The 16,570-nt window shown below is 67.6% G+C and carries 15 protein-coding genes; 9 read left to right on the plus strand and 6 right to left on the minus strand.

Annotated features, from left to right (window positions below; translation table 11 throughout):
* Window positions 1–431: 431 nt before the first annotated feature.
* The 3 genes from ACIQ1T_RS07625 to gatC form a co-directional block, all read right to left on the minus strand.
* Entirely contained in the window at window positions 432–1,298 is an 867-nt protein-coding gene (locus ACIQ1T_RS07625) for a hypothetical protein (protein WP_395943934.1), read from the minus strand.
* 312 nt (window positions 1,299–1,610) lie between these two features.
* Window positions 1,611–3,089: an Asp-tRNA(Asn)/Glu-tRNA(Gln) amidotransferase subunit GatA gene (gatA, locus tag ACIQ1T_RS07630; protein WP_395943935.1), complete on the minus strand. Its 1,479-nt coding sequence runs from the start codon at window positions 3,087–3,089 to the stop codon at window positions 1,611–1,613.
* Between the two features lie 147 nt (window positions 3,090–3,236).
* Window positions 3,237–3,524 carry an Asp-tRNA(Asn)/Glu-tRNA(Gln) amidotransferase subunit GatC gene (gene gatC, locus ACIQ1T_RS07635; protein ID WP_395943936.1) on the minus strand — a complete coding sequence of 96 codons (288 nt, stop codon included), beginning with the start codon at window positions 3,522–3,524 and terminating at the stop codon, window positions 3,237–3,239.
* 158 nt (window positions 3,525–3,682) lie between these two features.
* On the opposite strand from gatC, the gene ACIQ1T_RS07640 reads away from it, so the two are divergent.
* Entirely contained in the window at window positions 3,683–4,168 is a 486-nt protein-coding gene (locus ACIQ1T_RS07640) for a hypothetical protein (protein WP_395943937.1), read from the plus strand.
* Window positions 4,169–4,269: 101 nt separating this feature from the next.
* Here ACIQ1T_RS07640 and ACIQ1T_RS07645 read toward each other — a convergent pair whose 3' ends face one another.
* Window positions 4,270–4,797 (minus strand): hypothetical protein, encoded by a 528-nt coding sequence (locus ACIQ1T_RS07645; RefSeq protein WP_395943938.1) that lies wholly within the window; start codon window positions 4,795–4,797, stop codon window positions 4,270–4,272.
* A gap of 73 nt (window positions 4,798–4,870) precedes the next feature.
* On the opposite strand from ACIQ1T_RS07645, the gene ruvX reads away from it, so the two are divergent.
* From ruvX to ACIQ1T_RS07670, 5 genes are all read left to right on the plus strand, one after another.
* On the plus strand, window positions 4,871–5,350 hold the full coding sequence (ruvX, locus tag ACIQ1T_RS07650) for a Holliday junction resolvase RuvX (protein ID WP_395943939.1): 480 nt from the start codon (window positions 4,871–4,873) through the stop codon (window positions 5,348–5,350).
* Window positions 5,347–6,270 (plus strand): AEC family transporter, encoded by a 924-nt coding sequence (locus tag ACIQ1T_RS07655; protein ID WP_395943940.1) that lies wholly within the window; start codon window positions 5,347–5,349, stop codon window positions 6,268–6,270. Before ruvX ends, ACIQ1T_RS07655 begins: the two co-directional genes overlap by 4 nt.
* A gap of 39 nt (window positions 6,271–6,309) precedes the next feature.
* Window positions 6,310–7,290 (plus strand): aspartate carbamoyltransferase catalytic subunit, encoded by a 981-nt coding sequence (locus tag ACIQ1T_RS07660; RefSeq protein ID WP_395943941.1) that lies wholly within the window; start codon window positions 6,310–6,312, stop codon window positions 7,288–7,290.
* 154 nt (window positions 7,291–7,444) lie between these two features.
* Window positions 7,445–8,716: a dihydroorotase gene (pyrC, locus tag ACIQ1T_RS07665; protein ID WP_395943942.1), complete on the plus strand. Its 1,272-nt coding sequence runs from the start codon at window positions 7,445–7,447 to the stop codon at window positions 8,714–8,716.
* A gap of 80 nt (window positions 8,717–8,796) precedes the next feature.
* Window positions 8,797–9,717, plus strand: coding sequence for an alpha/beta hydrolase (locus tag ACIQ1T_RS07670; RefSeq protein ID WP_395943943.1), 921 nt, complete (start codon window positions 8,797–8,799; stop codon window positions 9,715–9,717).
* Window positions 9,718–9,720: 3 nt separating this feature from the next.
* Here the strand turns inward: ACIQ1T_RS07670 and ubiM are convergent, their stop codons facing one another.
* The gene (gene ubiM, locus ACIQ1T_RS07675) at window positions 9,721–10,902 is read right to left on the minus strand and encodes a 5-demethoxyubiquinol-8 5-hydroxylase UbiM (RefSeq protein WP_395943944.1); all 1,182 of its coding nucleotides are present in this window, start codon (window positions 10,900–10,902) and stop codon (window positions 9,721–9,723) included.
* A gap of 63 nt (window positions 10,903–10,965) precedes the next feature.
* The gene (locus ACIQ1T_RS07680) at window positions 10,966–11,892 is read right to left on the minus strand and encodes a glycerophosphodiester phosphodiesterase family protein (RefSeq protein WP_395943945.1); all 927 of its coding nucleotides are present in this window, start codon (window positions 11,890–11,892) and stop codon (window positions 10,966–10,968) included.
* Window positions 11,893–12,021: 129 nt separating this feature from the next.
* Between ACIQ1T_RS07680 and plsY the strand changes: the two genes are divergently transcribed.
* The 3 genes from plsY (at window position 12,022) to topA (ending at window position 16,525) form a co-directional block, all read left to right on the plus strand.
* Window positions 12,022–12,660 carry a glycerol-3-phosphate 1-O-acyltransferase PlsY gene (gene plsY, locus ACIQ1T_RS07685; protein ID WP_395943946.1) on the plus strand — a complete coding sequence of 213 codons (639 nt, stop codon included), beginning with the start codon at window positions 12,022–12,024 and terminating at the stop codon, window positions 12,658–12,660.
* Window positions 12,657–13,730 carry a DNA-processing protein DprA gene (gene dprA, locus ACIQ1T_RS07690; RefSeq protein ID WP_395943947.1) on the plus strand — a complete coding sequence of 358 codons (1,074 nt, stop codon included), beginning with the start codon at window positions 12,657–12,659 and terminating at the stop codon, window positions 13,728–13,730. Before plsY ends, dprA begins: the two co-directional genes overlap by 4 nt.
* A gap of 158 nt (window positions 13,731–13,888) precedes the next feature.
* On the plus strand, window positions 13,889–16,525 hold the full coding sequence (gene topA / locus ACIQ1T_RS07695; RefSeq protein ID WP_395943948.1) for a type I DNA topoisomerase: 2,637 nt from the start codon (window positions 13,889–13,891) through the stop codon (window positions 16,523–16,525).
* The last annotated feature ends 45 nt before the right edge of the window (window positions 16,526–16,570 follow it).

Below are 16,570 nucleotides of genomic sequence, written 5' to 3' on the forward strand. Positions count from 1 at the left end.
TCTGACGTCAGCTGGCGTCATCTTCCTGGATGCCGAAGAGACAAGTGAAGCTGGGCCAGGCGTCCGTATTAAACAGAGTCCTGCACGATAAATCTTTCAGTCGGTTTGAATTGCGATAGTCAAACCCGCCTTTCGGGAAGCTGACAGTCATCAGCGCGAGTATCGCGGCTAGCGCCTAGTCCGACCCAATCCAGCAGGTCGCTTTCCACGCCAGCCCTCATTACGCCGGTTGCTTCCGGCGACTCCCTCAACCTATGCTCGCCCGCAGGGGGAGCTAATGGGCCAGAATAATATCGCGCGCGGATCGGAATGGCGAAAGTGGGATTTTCAAGTCCACACGCCAGCGTCACATCTCAACAACCAGTTCGGCTCGGATTGGGATGTTTACGTTCAGAATCTATTCCGCGCAGCGATTGCCAAGGACATTTCGGCTAGGCGTCGCGAAGCGCATCGAGTTCGCGGATCGCAAAGTCGCCCGCCAAGGGACGGTATCGATAGAGATGCGGATCGATTTCATTCTTCCGCATCACGTTGAACTGGATGACGGGCGCACCGCCGTATTCGGTTTTGTGGAGGCTGCCGACTACGAAGAACCGGTGCACAAGCCACAGGGCGTGATGTCTATCGAGCTTGAGACCGGTATTGGACCCGCAGGTTGGACAGACCTCTGAGCTCGTCGTGCCGATACGCTCAGCGTCGAGCTTCAGGCCTTCGTTGCTGAAGCACAGCGAACACAGCACGGCGTCAGACAGGTGTGGCTTGCTGTTCCGGCGAAGCCTTTCCTTGGCCTTGCCTGCGGCGACCTCTTTAGCCGCAGAGCGTTCCGTCTCCGTCATCGGCCGCACATTGCCGTGGCGGGTCATGCGGCCCTGACCTAGCGACCGCCGCCAGGACGGATAGTTTTGCCAACGGTCCAGCGCGATCAGATCGATCTGGGTCTTGCCGACATAGGGGTTGAGCTGGTTCTTCACGACAGATTCGATGAGCTTCACGCGGCCCATTGTGATCTCACCACGCTGCACGCGTAGTCTCTGCTCCGCGATATAGTCCTTCGCCACGGCGGAGAACGGACGGTTGAACACCGGCAGATTGCGCTTCAGCGCAAATCGGACTTCGCTTTCGTGATCGTAGGCCAGGCTGCGCGCAGTCGTGATGTCCGGCGTCTTCAAAGCGATGGTCTTGTAGCGGGTCGCCTTCGGCAGGCGAACGCGGCAGTACCAATCCCGGCTTTGCAAATCGCCCCGCCGGAAGATCACCAGTCCGGGTTTTAGCTCTTCCTTGTCCGTCACAAACGCCATGACAGCTTCCATCGTCGTGCAGATTTCGTGCACATCGCGGCGCTAAGTCATTGATCTGCCGTGACGTGCATACATCGTGTAGCAACGATTTAGCAGAAAATGCTGTGTATTTCCAGTTGTTTAGTGTTTTGGCCCTCTCCCTGTGGGAGAGGGCTTGAGCCTCCGAGAGCGAAGCGATCGGCAAGGCGAAAGGGTGAGGGGGTGCGGTTCGAAAAATCGATCACTGACGCTCCCCCAGACCGTAACCCCTCACCCTCCCACGCCTGCGGCGCGGGCCCCTCCCTCTCCCTCCGGGAGAGGGAAAATATCAGATCACCACCACTGACCGGGCTTGGCCGTAAAGCCCGCCGCCTTTTCCAGCGCGGCGCCGACTTGGAAGACGGTCGCCTCGTCCAGCGCCTTGCCGATGACCTGCAGGCCCAGCGGCAGACCGCCGGAATCGACGCCGGCCGGAACCGAAATGCCCGGCAGGCCGGCCAGATTGGTCGTCACCGTGAAGACGTCGTTCAGATACATGGTCAGCGGGTCGATCTGCTTGTCGCCCAGCGCAAAAGCGGCCGACGGCGTCGACGGCGTCAGGATGGCGTCGACCTGGCCCCAGACATTATCGAAGTCCTCGGCGATGCGGCGACGCACCTTCAGGGCCCGGACGTAATAGGCGTCGTAGAAACCGGCCGACAGCACATAGGCGCCGATGGTCAGACGGCGCTGGACCTCCTTACCGAAGCCCTCGGCGCGCGAGGTGGCGTACAGGTCGTCCAGCGACTTGAACTCGTCCGCCCGGTGGCCGAACCGCATCCCGTCATAGCGGGCCAGGTTCGACGAAGCCTCGGCCGGCGCCACGATATAATAGGTCGGCAGGGCGTATTTGGTGTGCGGCAGGCTGATGTCGACGATCTCGCAACCGGCGTCCTTCAACCAGGCCACGCCCTGATCCCACAGGGCCTGGATCTCGGCCGGCATCCCGTCCACGACATATTCGCGCGGCACGCCGATGCGCAGTCCCTTGACCGACTTGCCGACCGACTGGGTCCAGTCGGGCGTGGCGATGTCCAGGCTGGTGGAGTCCTTGGCGTCGAACGAGCACATGGAGCGCAGCAGCAGGGCCGCATCCTCGACCGTCTTGGTGATCGGCCCGGCCTGGTCCAGCGAACTGGCGAAGGCCACCATGCCGAAGCGGCTGGCGCGGCCATAGGTCGGCTTGATCCCGACGGTGCCGGTGAAGGCGGCCGGCTGGCGGATCGAACCACCGGTGTCCGAGGCGGTCGCGGCCAGACACAGGTCGGCGGCCACGGCCGAGGCCGAACCGCCCGACGAACCGCCCGGCGTCAGATCGGCGTTCGAGCCGGTCGACTTCCACGGGTTCTTCACAGGCCCAAAAGCGCTGGTCTCGTTGGACGAGCCCATGGCGAATTCGTCCATGTTCAGCTTGCCCAGCATCACCGCCCCGTCGCGCCACAGATTGGCGGTGACGGTCGATTCATACGGCGGGACGAAGCCGCGCAGCATGTTGGATCCGGCCGTGGTCTGGACGCCCTCGGTGCAGAACAGGTCCTTAATGCCCAGCGGGGCGCCTTCCAGGGCGCCGGCTTCGCCCGAGGCGATGCGGGCGTCGGAGGCCTTGGCCATCTCCAGCGCCTTGTCCGCCGTCACCTCGACATAGGCGTTCAGGGTCGGATTGGCGGCCTCGATCGTGGTCAGGAAGGCCTGGGTGATCTCCTGGGAAGAAAAGTCTTTCGACTTCAACCCGTCCACCGCAGCCTTCAGTGTAAGTTTCGTAAGATCAGACATTCGCGCCAAACCTAAAATCCGTCACCCTCGGGCTTGTCCCGAGGGCCCACCGCGCAGCATTCACCGCGCTTTGACGGCAGACGCCGCCGTTCGAACCCGCCATGGGCCCTCGGGACAATCCCGAGGGTGACGGGGAAAAAGAGATCGTCACTCCACGACCTTGGGCACGACGAAGAAGCCGTCGGCCGACTTCGGGGCGTTGGACAGGACGGCGGCGATCTTGTCGCCGTCGGTGACGACGTCCTCGCGCAGACGCAGCGGCTGGGCGACGTTCGAGGTCATGGGCTCGACGCCGTCGACATCGACCTCGTTCAGCTGTTCGATCCACTGCAGGATGCCGTTCAGCTCCTGGGCCAGCGGCTCCAGCCGATCCTCGGGGGTCTTGATGCGGGCGAGATGCGCAACCTTGCGCACCGTCGCGGCGTCGATGGCCATGCGGCCCTCCAAAATATCCGTGTTTAGGTGACAACCACCCAAAGGTGACTATCGAGGCGGGATTAGCGGCGTCCGGGCGGATTCACAAGGACGCCGACGTCCAACGGACGCCGCATTTGCAAGCTCCGATTTAGTTCTTGCAATCTAAGGATGACGTCATGCTCCTCGCCGCCTTCGCCGCCGCCCTGCTACAGACCGCTCCGATCCCCGAAGCGTGCGCCTATGACCGGGGCGCCATGATTGCGCTTTCACCTGAGGCCTTCGATCAAGACCTGAACGGCGGATGGCGACCGATCGCGGCCAAGCCCGAATGCCAGGAGGCGGCGGCGGATCTTCTCGCAGCATACCGCGAAGCGCACTGGGGAGACCTGAGCGTCGGCGAACTCCACACCAACTGCTGGCACGAGGGCCAGGTGCGCGCCTCTCTGGGTCAGACCCGTCATGCCATCCGTTTGATGATGGCCGGGGTCAATCCCCAGTTCCAGACCGACGGTTTCCATGAATACGCCTTGGGCACTATCGCTTTTCTGAATCGGATCTCCCCGCCCTGGAAGCCGCACGCGCCAGACTGGCCGCTACGCCGGCACCGCCCGACTTTGAACAATCCACCCGCGCCTTCCGAGAAAAGTACGGGATGGAGTTGAAATGGCCGATGAACCTGGACGTTCTGGACGGGCTGATCGCCTGTTTCGACAGACCTTACAGCGAGGCCTATGACGCCAAGTGCCGATCCTGACTCCGCGCCTCACGGCCCCGTATTGACAGTCACCGTCTCCGGCGGGGTCTCGCCGTCCCAGGCGAAGTCGATGAAGACGTGACGTGACTGGGAGCGGATGTTTCCGTCCGGCCCCGCCGCCTCCTGTTTCACCGCCAGCACCACCCGCCCGGCCCGCGCCTCGGTCATCTTCCATTCGACGTAGTCGCCGACCGCATAGGCGCGCCAGCCCTCGGCCGGGCCGCCGAACAGGGCGAAATAGGTCACCAGGCCGTTCGCCGCCGGATCCCCGCCCGACAGGCTGAAGACCTTGGCGTTCAGGGCCGGCAGGGCCTGGAACTGAGAAACGTCGGCGGCCGTGCCCATCTCCTCGGTCGAAACGGCGGGACTGGCGGCGCCCGGTCCGGTCGGTCGAGCCTGGGCGCGCGCCACCGACATTGGCGTCGGCGCTGGAGACGCCCCCGCCTTGTTGGACGGAGGATCCGCCGGTTCGCAGGCCATCAGCCCCACGGAAACGACCGCCACGACAAGGGCCGCCATCAAGGACATCGCACGCATCACGCCCTCCCCCGCCAGGATTTCCGCCACCATCGCCTTTGACTTCGCCGCGCGCCAGTCCTAACCGCAGGCCGTGCCCGTTCTCGACCTCCTCGACCTGCCCGCCGCCTGCCCGCCCGACACCCCGTGGATGGGGCTGGACCTGGGCGAAAAGACAATTGGGGTGGCGGTGTCGGACGCCACGCGGCTGATCGCCTCGCCGCTGGAGCTGATCCGCAAGTCGAAGTTCACGCTGGAGGCCGAACAACTGTTCAAGCTGATGGCCCACCGCAAGGTCTCGGCCCTGGTCATCGGCCTGCCCGCCAACATGGACGGCACCGAGGGCCCCCGCGCCCAGTCGTGCCGCGCCTTCGCCCGCAATCTGGAACGCCTTCGCCCGATCAACGTCGCCTTCTGGGACGAACGTCTGTCGACCAGCGCCGTCGAACGCTTCCTGATCGAGGATCTGGACCTGAACCGCAAACGCCGGGCCCAGGTAGTCGACCGCACCGCCGCCGCCTGGATCCTGCAGGGCGCGCTGGACCGGGTGCGCGACCAGGCGACCTGGCTGTGACGGCGCTCCTGGCCGGCGTCCTGCCGGTCTTCTGCATGATCGCCCTGGGCTACGGCCTGAGAAAATCCGGCTTTCTGCCCGACGAGGCCTGGCGGCCCATCGAGAAGCTGTCGATCAACATCTTCTACCCCAGCTTCCTGATCCCCGCGATCTGGCACGCCAATCTGGCCGGCGGCGGCGCGACCGTGGCCGGCGCGGCGGCGGTCGGGGCGACCCTGATCGTGGCGGCCGCCACCCTGGCCGCCAAGCCCCTGATCACCTTGGACGGCCCCGCCTATTCCAGCGTCTTCCAGGGGGTGATCCGCTGGAACAGTTTCGTCTTCGTGCCGGTGATCCAATCGGTCTATGGCTCGGAAGGCACCGCCCTGGCGGCCGTGGCCATCGCCTTCATCATCCCGGTGACCAATATCGCCTGCGTCGCCGTCCTGGCCCGCTGGGGTTCGCTGCGGCGCGAGCCCTCGGTGCTGGGATTGGCGAAGTCGATGATCGCCAATCCGATCCTGCTGGCCTGTCTGATCGGCCTGACGCTGAACCTGCTGCGCGTGCCCCCCATTCCGGGCGTGTCGGACGTGATCGACCTGTTGGGCGTCGCCGCCCTGCCCCTGGGCCTGATCGTCGCCGGCGCCGGCCTGTCCTTCGCCGAGGTGCGTCGTCGCCGCACCACCATTGCAATGGTCACCCTGGTCAAGCTGGGCGTCATGCCGCCGCTGATGTGGTTCATCGCCTGGGCCCTGGGCGGCGACAGCCTGGCCCAGGGCATCGCCCTGATCTGCGGCGCGGCCCCCGGCTCGGCCGCCTCCTATATCCTGGCGCGCCAGATGGGCGGCGACGCGCCCCTGATCGCGGGCGTCATCGCCCTGACCACCGTGGGCAGCGCCGTGGTCATCCCCATTCTTCTGACCGTCTTCCACTTCACCTGACTCGCGTTTAGGCCGACTCCCGCCTATAGCCGCGTCTCGATGACCCAGCCCCCAGAAGTCACCGACCAGACCCTCCAGGCACGGCTGGTCCCGTTCCCGAAACCCCATTTCCTCGCCGCGTCGGATCTCGATCCGTTCGTCACGCCGCAGTTGCTGGATCTCGGCGACGCCTTCGTCGACTTCAATCGCCAGTCCTCCAAGGCGCTGGACGTGCTGCACGGCCGCACGGTGGTGAACCTGTTCTTCGAGAACTCGACCCGCACCAGTTCCTCGTTCGAGATTGCCGCCAAACGTCTGGGCGCCGATGTCGTGACCATGCCGGTCGCCTCCTCCTCGGTGAAGAAGGGCGAGACCCTGATCGACACGGCGGTCACCCTGAACGCCATGAAGCCCGACATCCTGGTCGTCCGCCACTCGGCCTCGGGCGCGGCGGAACTGCTGAGCCAGAAGGTCGGCTGCGCCGTCGTCAACGCCGGGGACGGCCGCCACGAACACCCGACCCAGGCCCTGCTGGACCTGCTGTCGATGCGCCGCGCCTTCGGCGACGTGACCAGCCTGACCGTCGCCATCTGCGGCGACATCACCCACAGCCGCGTGGCCCGCTCCAACGTCGCCCTGCTGCAGATGATGGGGGCGCGCGTCCGCCTGATCGGCCCGCCGACCCTGGTGCCCGGCGACGCCGACCGCTGGGGCTGCGAGGTCTTCCACGACATGCGCGAGGGCCTCCAAGGCTGCGACGTGGTCATGATGCTGCGCCTGCAGCTGGAACGGATGGCCGGCGCCCTCGTCCCCTCGACCCGCGAATATTTCCGTTTCTGGGGTCTGGACCGCGAGAAGCTGGCCTGGGCCAAGCCGAACGCCAAGGTCATGCACCCCGGCCCGATGAACCGGGGCGTCGAGATCGATTCCGACGTCGCCGACGATCTGGACGTCTCCCTGATCCAGGATCAGGTCGAGATGGGCGTCGCCGCCCGCATGGCCGTCCTGGCCTCCCTCTCCGCCCGTTGGGGAGAGAAGTGATGGAAAGCAAAAGCATCCGTCACCCTCGGGCTTGTCCCGAGGGCCTACCTGTCCGCCGCACAGGCCTTTCTCGCGCGTTCGCCGTCGTGACCGCCATCCAACAACCGAGCCGCCTCCGCCGTGGGCCCTCGGGACAAGCCCGAGGGTGACGGGAATGAGCACGACAGCAATCGTCAACGCCCGCCTTCTGGACCCCGCCACCGACTATGACGGCCCCGGCTCGATCCTGATCGAAGACGGCCGCATCGTCCGCGTCATCCACGGCGCGGCGACGCCCGCCGCCGACCAGATCGTCGATGCAGACGGCCTGTGCCTCGCCCCCGGCCTGATCGACATCCGGGTCAAGACCGGCGAACCGGGCGCCGAGCCCAAGGAGACGCTGAAGTCCGCCAGCCTGGCCGCCGCCGCCGGGGGCGTGACCACCATCGTCGTCCAGCCCGACACCGACCCCGCCGTCGACGACCCGGCGATGATCGACTTCATCCAGCGTCGCGGCGCCGCCCTGAATCTGGTCAATGTCCGCGCCGCCGGCGCCGCGACCAAGGCCCTGGACGGCCAGCGCATGGCCGAGATCGGCCTGATGGACGAGGCCGGCGCCCTCTATTTCACCGACGGCGACAAGGTCATCGTCAACAGCCGCACCCTGCAGCGGGTGATGAGCTACGCCGCCGCCTTCAACGCCCTGATCGCCTGCCGCCCGTCCGACCCCTGGCTGACCGAGGGCGCGGTCGCCGCCTCGGGCGAACTGGCCACGCGCCTGGGTCTGTCCGGCAGCCCGGCCATCGCCGAGCGGATCGGTCTGGAGCGCGACCTGGCCCTGGTCGAACAGACCGGCGCCCGGTTCCTGGTCGACCAGATCTCGACCGAGGGCGCGCTGGAGACCCTGGCCCGCGCCCGCGCCAAGGGGCTAGAGGTCGCCGTCAGCGTCTCGATCAACCACCTGTGCTTCAACGAGGTGGACATCGGCGACTATCGCACCTTCTACCGCCTGGACCCGCCGCTGCGCTCCGAGGCGGATCGCCAGGCCCTGATCGAGGCCGTGCGTGAGGGCCTGATCGACGTCATCACCTCGGCCCACGCCCCGGCCCCCGCCGAAGACAAGCGCCGCCCGTTCAGCGAGGCCGCGCCCGGCGCCGTGGGTCTGGAGACCCTGCTGCCCGCCGCCCTGACCCTGCACCACGAGGACGGTCTGGACCTGCTGGACGTGCTTCGCCCCCTGACCCAGGGCCCGGCCGCCCTGCTGGGCCTCGACGCCGGCGTCCTGGCGGAAGGCGCGCCCGCCGACCTGGTCCTGTTCGACCCCGGCGCCCCGATCATCGTCGACGCCGACGCCCTGCGCTCCAAGTCCAAGAACTCCCCGTTCGACGGCCGCAGGCTGCAGGGCAAGGTGATCGGAACCTGGGTGGGCGGCCGCAAGGTGCACTGAGGCCCTCCTGCAGCAGAGACCGAGTTCCGCCACATTACCCCTCGAAGGTTGCTCACAGTGAAGCTTTCGGGGGAATCGACATGCGCGCCATCGGACTGGGACTGATCCTTCTGACGGCGCCCGTCACCGCCGCCTGCAATCAACCGGCGGACGCCCGGACCTCGACACCGTCTGACGCGACGACGACCGAAGGCGCGCCCTATGTGCTGAACGACACCCAGGTCTGGACCGTGCCGGATCCCGTATCCGGCCGGGACTACGAAGTCTTCGTCAGCCTGCCGCCCAGCTACGAGGCCAGACCCCAGCGCCGCTATCCGGTGCTCTATGTCACCGACGCCGACTACGCCTTCCCGATCATCCGCCAGATCACGCGTCGGATGAACCTGGACGGGCCGGTGATCGAGGAATTCATCCTGGTCGGCCTGTCCTACTCGCGCGGCGACAGCGGCGTGGTCAGTCGGAACCGCGACTACACCCCGACGCCGAACGGCCCGCGGCGCGCCAGCTCCACGGTTCACGGTCAGGGTGCTGCCTATCAGACCTATCTGAAGACCCAGGCTCTTCCCTTCATCGAGGGCCGGTTCCGCGCCGATCCCGCACGCCGCTTGCTGCTGGGCCACTCCTATGGCGGCCTGCTCGGCGCCCAAATTCTATTCACGGACCCGACCCTGTTCTCGGCCTATGCTTTAGGCAGCCCGTCCTTCTGGTTCGACGACAGACACATGATGACGATGGAGGCGGACTACGCGCGGACCCACCGTGACCTGCCGGCTGATGTCTTCATGTATGTCGGCGGATGGGAAGTCCCCGGCCCGGATCGTCGCAACACCTCCGGCGCCGACATGGTCGCCGATGTTCGAACCATGGAGCGCAGCCTGAAGTCCCGCGCCTATTCGGGTCTGACCGTGCGATCGGTCGTACTCGAGGACGAGGACCACCTGAGCATCGCGCCCACCGGCTTCACCCGCGCGCTGGAGGCTCTCCTGCCCGCGACACGCTGAGCCTCACGCCGTCAGCATCTTGCGCACCACCGCCTTGAACGGCGCCGTCGCCTGCCCGGCTCTCAGCGCCACACCGCGCGCCAGACGCGCCGGCGCCGTCTCCTCGGTGAACAATCTCACCAGGGCGTTGGTCCCCCGATACAGCGGCCAACTGGCCAGCCGGTGCTCGCGTTCATATCGCGCCAGCAGCCGCCCCGAGCCGATGTCCCCGACCCGCGCTGACCGCACCACCTTCGCCAGCGTCTCCTGCCCGCGCAGACCCAGGTTGAAGCCGTGGGCCGTGACCGGGTGCATCCCCACCGCCGCATCCCCGATCAGGGCGAAGCCCTCGCCCGCGAACCGGCGGCTCCAGGTCGTGGCCAGAGGATAGGCGTGGCGCGTGCCGACCAGTTCCAGCCCGGTCAGCCGCCTCTGCATCCGCCGCTCGATCTCGACCGCGAAAGCCTCGGGCGTCAGGCTCATCAGACCGGCGATGGCCGGCGCCGCCAGGGTCAGCACGACGGAAGACACGCGCTCCTCCGCATCCGCGACCGGCAACAGGGCCACCGTCTGTCCATGGTCGAACCATTCGGTCGCCACATGGCCATGCGCCTGGTCGTGCCGCATCCGGCAGACCATCATCGACCGACCTAGCCGGTTCATCTCGACGCCGACGCCCAACTGGTTGCGCACGCCCGAGAAACGCGAGTCCGCCGCCACGATCAGCTTCGCCCGGATCGTCGCCCCGTCGTCCAACACGACCCGCCCGCGCGGCGCGGCGGGTTCGACGGCGCAGTTCGCCACCTTCCGCCCGGCCATCAGCGAAACCCCGGCCTGCCCCTCGACGATCTCGAACAGGGCGCGGCGGATAAGGTGGTTGGGGATCAGCACGCCCAGCCGGTCCGCACCCTCCGCGCCGAACGTCAGGGCGAAGGCCGAACCGCCGTCCAGCACCCGCGCCTCGCGCAGGTCCGAGATTTCTCCCGCCGGAACCCGGTCCCAGGCGCCCAGGCTCTTCAGCAGCCGGATCGAATGATGGGTCAGGGCGATCTCGCGTCCGTCGAAACCGGGATCGCGCAACGCCGCCTCCGGCTGCCCCTCGATCAGGGCGACGCTCAGCCCGCTTCCCGTCAGCGACCGCGTGAAGGCCAAACCGGCGGGACCGGCCCCGACCACGGCTATGTCGAACATCAGATCATCGCTCATGCCGCTCTCCTGCCTGATCCGAACCGCCCCGCCCTTGATGCAGCGCAATCCTGAACCCGGGCCTCAACGCGGCCGTTCGCAGGTCGCGGCCTTGGCCACCTCAGCGCCGAGCACCGACTGGACCGCCAGCGGCGTATCGGTGGCGATCACCGTCACACCCTGGCGGAACAGGTCGCGATACTCGGACACATTCCCGTCGGCGGCGTAGCGGTCGTCGCGGCGCACGCCCTCGGCGCCCAGGGTGCCGAACTGGACTTCGACGCCCACCGCCTTCAGCGCCCGCCACAGGGCCGGGCGTTCCTCGCGCGTCCCGGTCCAGGCCAGGATCTGCGCCGGGTTCAGCCCCTCCAGCCCCTCAAGGTCGCTGACCCCGGCCGAGATCATCATCTCCGGCGCCATGGCCGCCACGGCCCGCGCGTCAGCGGCGTTGTAGGTGATCAGTATCACCCGCTTCTGCGCGCCCGAGCGCCGCACCTGATCGATGATCGCCCGCGCCAGATCGACCGTCGTCCCGCCCTCGGCCGGCTTCAGGTCCAGACTGGCGATGGCCCCGACCCGCCCGGCGGCGTCCAGCGCCTCGGCCAAGGTCGGCGGAGCGGCGGTCGTCAGCGAACCGTTCGACGCCTTCAGCCGGGCCTGCTTCACCTGTGCCAGGGTCAGGTCGGCGACGCGCCCCCGGCCGGTCGTGGTCCGGTCCATCGTCTCGTCGTGCATCAGGACCAGCTTGCCGTCCTTGGTGAGGACTGCGTCCAGCTCCAGGATCGCGCCGGGTATGGCCCGCCCCGTGGCCTCGATGGCGGCGATGGAGTTCTCGGGCTGGTCGGGCGCCGACACGGCCCTATGCGCGGAGATGGCCACGCCCCCGTCGCGGACGCAGTCGAAATAGGCCGCCAGCGCCGGACCGCCGGCGGACACGCCCCCCTGCGGCGCCCCCGCGCAGCCGGCCGTGGACAACAGAAGGGCCAGAACGGCGGCGGAGGTGCGGATCATTTTTCAGGCTCCCGGAAGGCGCGGGGACCAGACGCCGCGCGGATCGCCGGGTCAAGAGGTCGGATCGCCCTTGCTCCGCGCCGCGCCCCGACGCATTTTGCCGCAACGACACGCGGGGAGAGAATCAAGGTGCAGGATCTGGTGGGGCCCGTTCTCGGGACCTTGGCGCTCGTGGCGCTGGGCGGTTATCTGCTCGGCTCGATCCCGTTCGGCGTGGTCATCACCCGCGCGGCCGGCGCCGGCGACGTGCGCAATATCGGGTCCGGCAATATCGGCGCGACCAATGTCCTGCGCACAGGCCGCAAGGACCTGGCCCTGGCTACCCTGCTGCTGGACGCCGGCAAGGGCGCGGTCGCCCTGCTGATCGCCCGACACCTGTTCGACAGCGAGGTCGCCGGCGCCGTCGCCGGGGGCGCGGCCTTCCTGGGCCACCTCTTCCCCGTCTGGCTCAAGTTCAAGGGCGGCAAGGGCGTCGCCACCTTCTACGGCCTGCTGCTGGCCGCCGCCTGGCCGCTCGGTCTGATGGCCGGCGCCGTCTGGCTGATCAGCGCCTTCCTGTTCCGCTTCTCGTCGCTGGCGGCCCTGATCTCCTCGGCGACCGCCCCGCTGCTGGCCCTTCTGCCGCTCGCGGTCGTCGGCCTGCCGGTCGGGGCGCCCATCCTGATCCTGACCGTCTTCGCCGCCGTCCTGATCTGGATCCGCCACCACCAGAACATCGCCCGCCTGCTGAAGGGCGAGGAACCCCGTATCGGGAAGAAGAAGGCGTGAGCCCCTCCGCAGCCGAGCGTTTCGCCCGGCTGCGGCTCGCCCGCACGGACCGTATCGGTCCCGTCGCCTTCTCCCAGCTGCTGGCCCGCTTCGGCTCGGCCGCGGGGACGCTCGACGCCCTGCCCGACCTGATCCGCAAGTCCGGCGCCGACTCCATCCCTCCGCCGGTAGAGGCCGTCGAGCGCGAACTGACCGCCGGCGAACGGCTGAACGCCCGCCTGCTGGTCCTGGGCGATCCCGACTATCCCGAAATGCTGGCCGCCCTCGATCCGCCCCCGCCGATCCTGTGGACGCGCGGCGATACATCCCTGCTGAACCGCCCCAGCGTCGCCGTCGTCGGCGCCCGTATCGCCTCGGCCGGAGGCCAGCGCATCGCGCGCGGTCTGGCCCAGCAACTGGGTCAGGCCGGTCATGTGGTCGTCTCGGGCATGGCGCGCGGCATCGACGCCGCCGCCCACGAAGGGGCCATGGAGACGGGAACCGTCGCCGTCCTGGGCGGCGGGGTGGATGACGTCTATCCGCCGGAACACGACGATCTCTACGCCCGCCTGATCGACCAGGCCTGCGTCGTCTCCGAAAGCCCGGTCGGCGCCCGCGCCCAGGCCCGCGACTTCCCCCGCCGCAACCGGATCATTTCCGGCCTGTCGCGCGGGGTCGTGGTGGTCGAGGCCGAGATCCGCTCCGGCTCCCTGATCACCGCCCGCCTCGCCGCCGAACAAGGGCGCGACGTCTTCGCCGTGCCCGGCTCGCCGCTGGATCCGCGCGCCCGCGGCCCCAACGAACTGCTGCGCCAGGGCGCCATACTGTGCGAGGGGATCGAGGATATCGAACGCGCCTTCACCACCCTTCGCACCCTGGCCGAGCCCCCTTCCGATCCCCTGTCCTATGACGCAGAAGTCGACGACGCCTTCCTCGACCGGGTCGCAGCCCTGCTGTCGCCGGTCCCGACACCCCGCGACGAAATCGCACGGGCCCTGAACGCCCCCATCGCCCAGGTCGCCGCCGCCCTGCTGGAGCTGAACCTCATGGGCCGCGCCGAGATGCTGCCCGGCGGACTCGTCTCTCTGTAGTTTGGACTCGACCTGATCGAACGCCCTTCCGGATTCGGCCTCTATCCGTGATAGTGGGGCGTCATTCCGAACGAAGTTGGCGGGCGTCTGACGGCCGGTGATTGACACACGGCTCCGCTCCAACCACGTTCGCGCCCCTTCCCGAGACCGAAACACGCATGAACCTCGTCATCGTCGAGAGCCCCGCAAAGGCCAAGACCATCAATAAATACCTGGGCTCGGACTACGAGGTCCTGGCCTCGTACGGTCACGTCCGCGACCTGCCGTCCAAGGACGGATCGGTCCTGCCCGACGACGACTTCTCCATGCATTGGGAGGCCGACGCCAAGGGCGCCAAACGCCTGTCCGAAATCGCCGAGGCCGCCAAGCGCGCCGACCGTGTCATCCTGGCGACCGACCCCGACCGCGAAGGGGAGGCCATCAGCTGGCACGTGCTGGAAGTGCTGAACAAGAAGAAGGCGCTGAAGGACACCCAGGTCGAACGCGTCACCTTCAACGCCATCACCAAGTCCGCCGTCCTCGAGGCCATGGCCAATCCGCGTCAGCTCGACATGGAGCTGGTCGACGCCTATCTGGCCCGCCGCGCCCTGGACTACCTGGTCGGCTTCACGCTCTCGCCGGTTCTGTGGCGCAAGCTGCCGGGCGCCCGCTCGGCCGGTCGCGTCCAGTCGGTCGCCCTGCGCATCGTCGTCGATCGCGAGATGGAGATCGAGAAGTTCAAGGCCCAGGAATACTGGTCCATCGAAGCCGACCTGAACGCCGACAGCCCGCCCTTCACCGCCCGCCTGGTCAAGCACGCCGGCAAGCGGATCCAGCGCCTGGACATCAAGGACGAGGCGACGGCCGACGCCGCGCGCGCGGCCATCGACGCCGGCGACTTCACCATCAATTCGGTCGAGAAGAAGCCCATCCGCCGCAATCCGGCGCCCCCCTTCACCACCTCGACCCTGCAGCAGGAAGCCTCGCGCAAACTCGGCTTCTCCGCCCAGCGCACCATGCAGGCGGCGCAGAAGCTTTATGAAGGCGTCGACGAGACCGGCGGCCTGATCACCTATATGCGGACCGACGGCGTCCAGACCACGCCCGAGGGCATCGCCCAGGCGCGCGAAGTGATCGGCAAGGAGTTCGGCCCGGCCTTCGTTCCGCAGGAACCCCGCTATTACAAGACCAAGGCCAAGAACGCTCAGGAAGCGCACGAAGCCATCCGGCCGACAAACATCGCCCGCCATCCCGATTCCGTGCGCCTCGAATCCGATCTGCAGCGCCTCTACGAACTGATCTGGAAGCGGATGGTCGCCTCGCAGATGGAGGCCGCGCGTCTGGACCGCACCACGGTCGAGATCGAGACGTCTGACGGCCAGACCGGCCTGCGCGCCACCGGCCAGGTGGTCACCTTCGACGGCTTCCTGGCCGTCTATGAGGAAGGCCGCGACGAGAAGCAGAAGGGCGCCGAAGAGGACGAGGGCGACGACACCAGCCGCCTGCCCGCCCTGAAGGAAGGCGCCAAGGCCAAGGTCGACGCCATCCGCACCGACCAGCATTTCACCGAACCGCCCCCGCGCTATTCGGAAGCCACCCTGGTCAAGAAGCTGGAAGAACTGGGCATCGGCCGCCCGTCGACCTACGCCTCGACCCTGTCGACCCTGCGCGACCGCGAATATGTCCGCGTCGACAAGAACCGCTTCTATCCCGAGGACAAGGGACGGCTGGTCACGGCCTTCCTGGAGCAGTTCTTCAAGAAGTGGGTCGAATACGACTTCACCGCCGCGCTGGAGACCCAGCTCGACGAGGTCTCGGCCGGCGAACTGAACTGGAAGGTGCTGCTGCGCGCCTTCTGGCAGGACTTCCACGCCGCGACCCAGGCCGCCGGCGAACTGCGCACCACGGCCATCCTCGACGCCCTGAACGAGAGCCTGGGCGCCCATATCTTCCCGGACAAGGGCGACGGCACGGACCCGCGCGAATGCCCCCTGTGCCACCAGGGCCAGCTCAGCCTAAAGACCAGCCGCTTCGGCGCCTTCATCGGCTGCGAACGCTATCCGGACTGCAAATACACCCGCCCCGTCGCCAGCCCCTCGGCCGAGGACGGTTCGGCCGAGAGCGGCGACCGTGAACTGGGCATCGACCCGGAGACGGGCCAGCCGGTCCAGCTGAAGATCGGCCGCTTCGGCCCCTATGTCGAAATCACGCCCCCGGAAGGCGACAAGCCGAAACGCTCGTCCCTGCCCAAGGGCTGGTCGCCAGCGTCGCTGGATCTGGACCGGGCGCTGCGCCTGCTGGCCCTGCCGCGCGAGGTCGGGGTCCACCCCGAGGACGGCAAGATGATCACGGCGGGCCTGGGCCGCTACGGTCCCTTCGTCCTGCACGCCGGCACCTACGCCAATGTCTCGGACATCGAGGAGGTGTTCGAGGTCGGTCTGAACCGCGCCGTCGCCCTGCTGGCCGAGAAGCGCGCCGGTCGTCCCGGCCGCGGCGCCGCCACGGCCCCGCTGAAGGATCTGGGCGCCCACCCGGAGACGGGCGAGCCGATCCACGTCATGGCCGGCCGTTTCGGCCCCTATGTCAAATCCGGCAAGATCAACGCCACCCTGCCGAAAGGCACGGCGCCGGAAGACCTGACCCTGGAAGCCGCCCTGCCCCTGCTCGCCGCCAAGGCCGGCGCCGCGCCCAAGAAGAAGGCCCCGGCCAAGAAGGCGGCTGCCCCGAAGAAGGCCGCAGCACCTAAGGCTGCAGCCAAGAAACCCGCCGCCAAGAAGGCGCCGGCGAAAAAGGCCAAGGCCAAAACCGAGGACTGACTCATAAAGCCCCTCTCCCAGCGGGAGAGGGCTTGAGCGCCCGAG

It is taken from the genome of Brevundimonas sp. (genome assembly GCF_044336875.1).
Classification (GTDB): domain Bacteria; phylum Pseudomonadota; class Alphaproteobacteria; order Caulobacterales; family Caulobacteraceae; genus Brevundimonas.

What these genes read in the sequence shown, in the direction of transcription:
- ACIQ1T_RS07625 (WP_395943934.1), bottom strand. Translation starts at nt 1,298, where the DNA reads ATGGCGTTTGTGACGGACAAGGAAGAGCTAAAACCCGGACTGGTGATC.
- gatA (WP_395943935.1), bottom strand. Translation starts at nt 3,089, where the DNA reads ATGTCTGATCTTACGAAACTTACACTGAAGGCTGCGGTGGACGGGTTG.
- gatC (WP_395943936.1), bottom strand. Translation starts at nt 3,524, where the DNA reads ATGGCCATCGACGCCGCGACGGTGCGCAAGGTTGCGCATCTCGCCCGC.
- ACIQ1T_RS07640 (WP_395943937.1), top strand. Translation starts at nt 3,683, where the DNA reads ATGCTCCTCGCCGCCTTCGCCGCCGCCCTGCTACAGACCGCTCCGATC.
- ACIQ1T_RS07645 (WP_395943938.1), bottom strand. Translation starts at nt 4,797, where the DNA reads ATGCGTGCGATGTCCTTGATGGCGGCCCTTGTCGTGGCGGTCGTTTCC.
- ACIQ1T_RS07660 (WP_395943941.1), top strand. Translation starts at nt 6,310, where the DNA reads ATGACCCAGCCCCCAGAAGTCACCGACCAGACCCTCCAGGCACGGCTG.
- pyrC (WP_395943942.1), top strand. Translation starts at nt 7,445, where the DNA reads ATGAGCACGACAGCAATCGTCAACGCCCGCCTTCTGGACCCCGCCACC.
- ACIQ1T_RS07670 (WP_395943943.1), top strand. Translation starts at nt 8,797, where the DNA reads ATGCGCGCCATCGGACTGGGACTGATCCTTCTGACGGCGCCCGTCACC.
- ubiM (WP_395943944.1), bottom strand. Translation starts at nt 10,902, where the DNA reads ATGAGCGATGATCTGATGTTCGACATAGCCGTGGTCGGGGCCGGTCCC.
- ACIQ1T_RS07680 (WP_395943945.1), bottom strand. Translation starts at nt 11,892, where the DNA reads ATGATCCGCACCTCCGCCGCCGTTCTGGCCCTTCTGTTGTCCACGGCC.
- topA (WP_395943948.1), top strand. Translation starts at nt 13,889, where the DNA reads ATGAACCTCGTCATCGTCGAGAGCCCCGCAAAGGCCAAGACCATCAAT.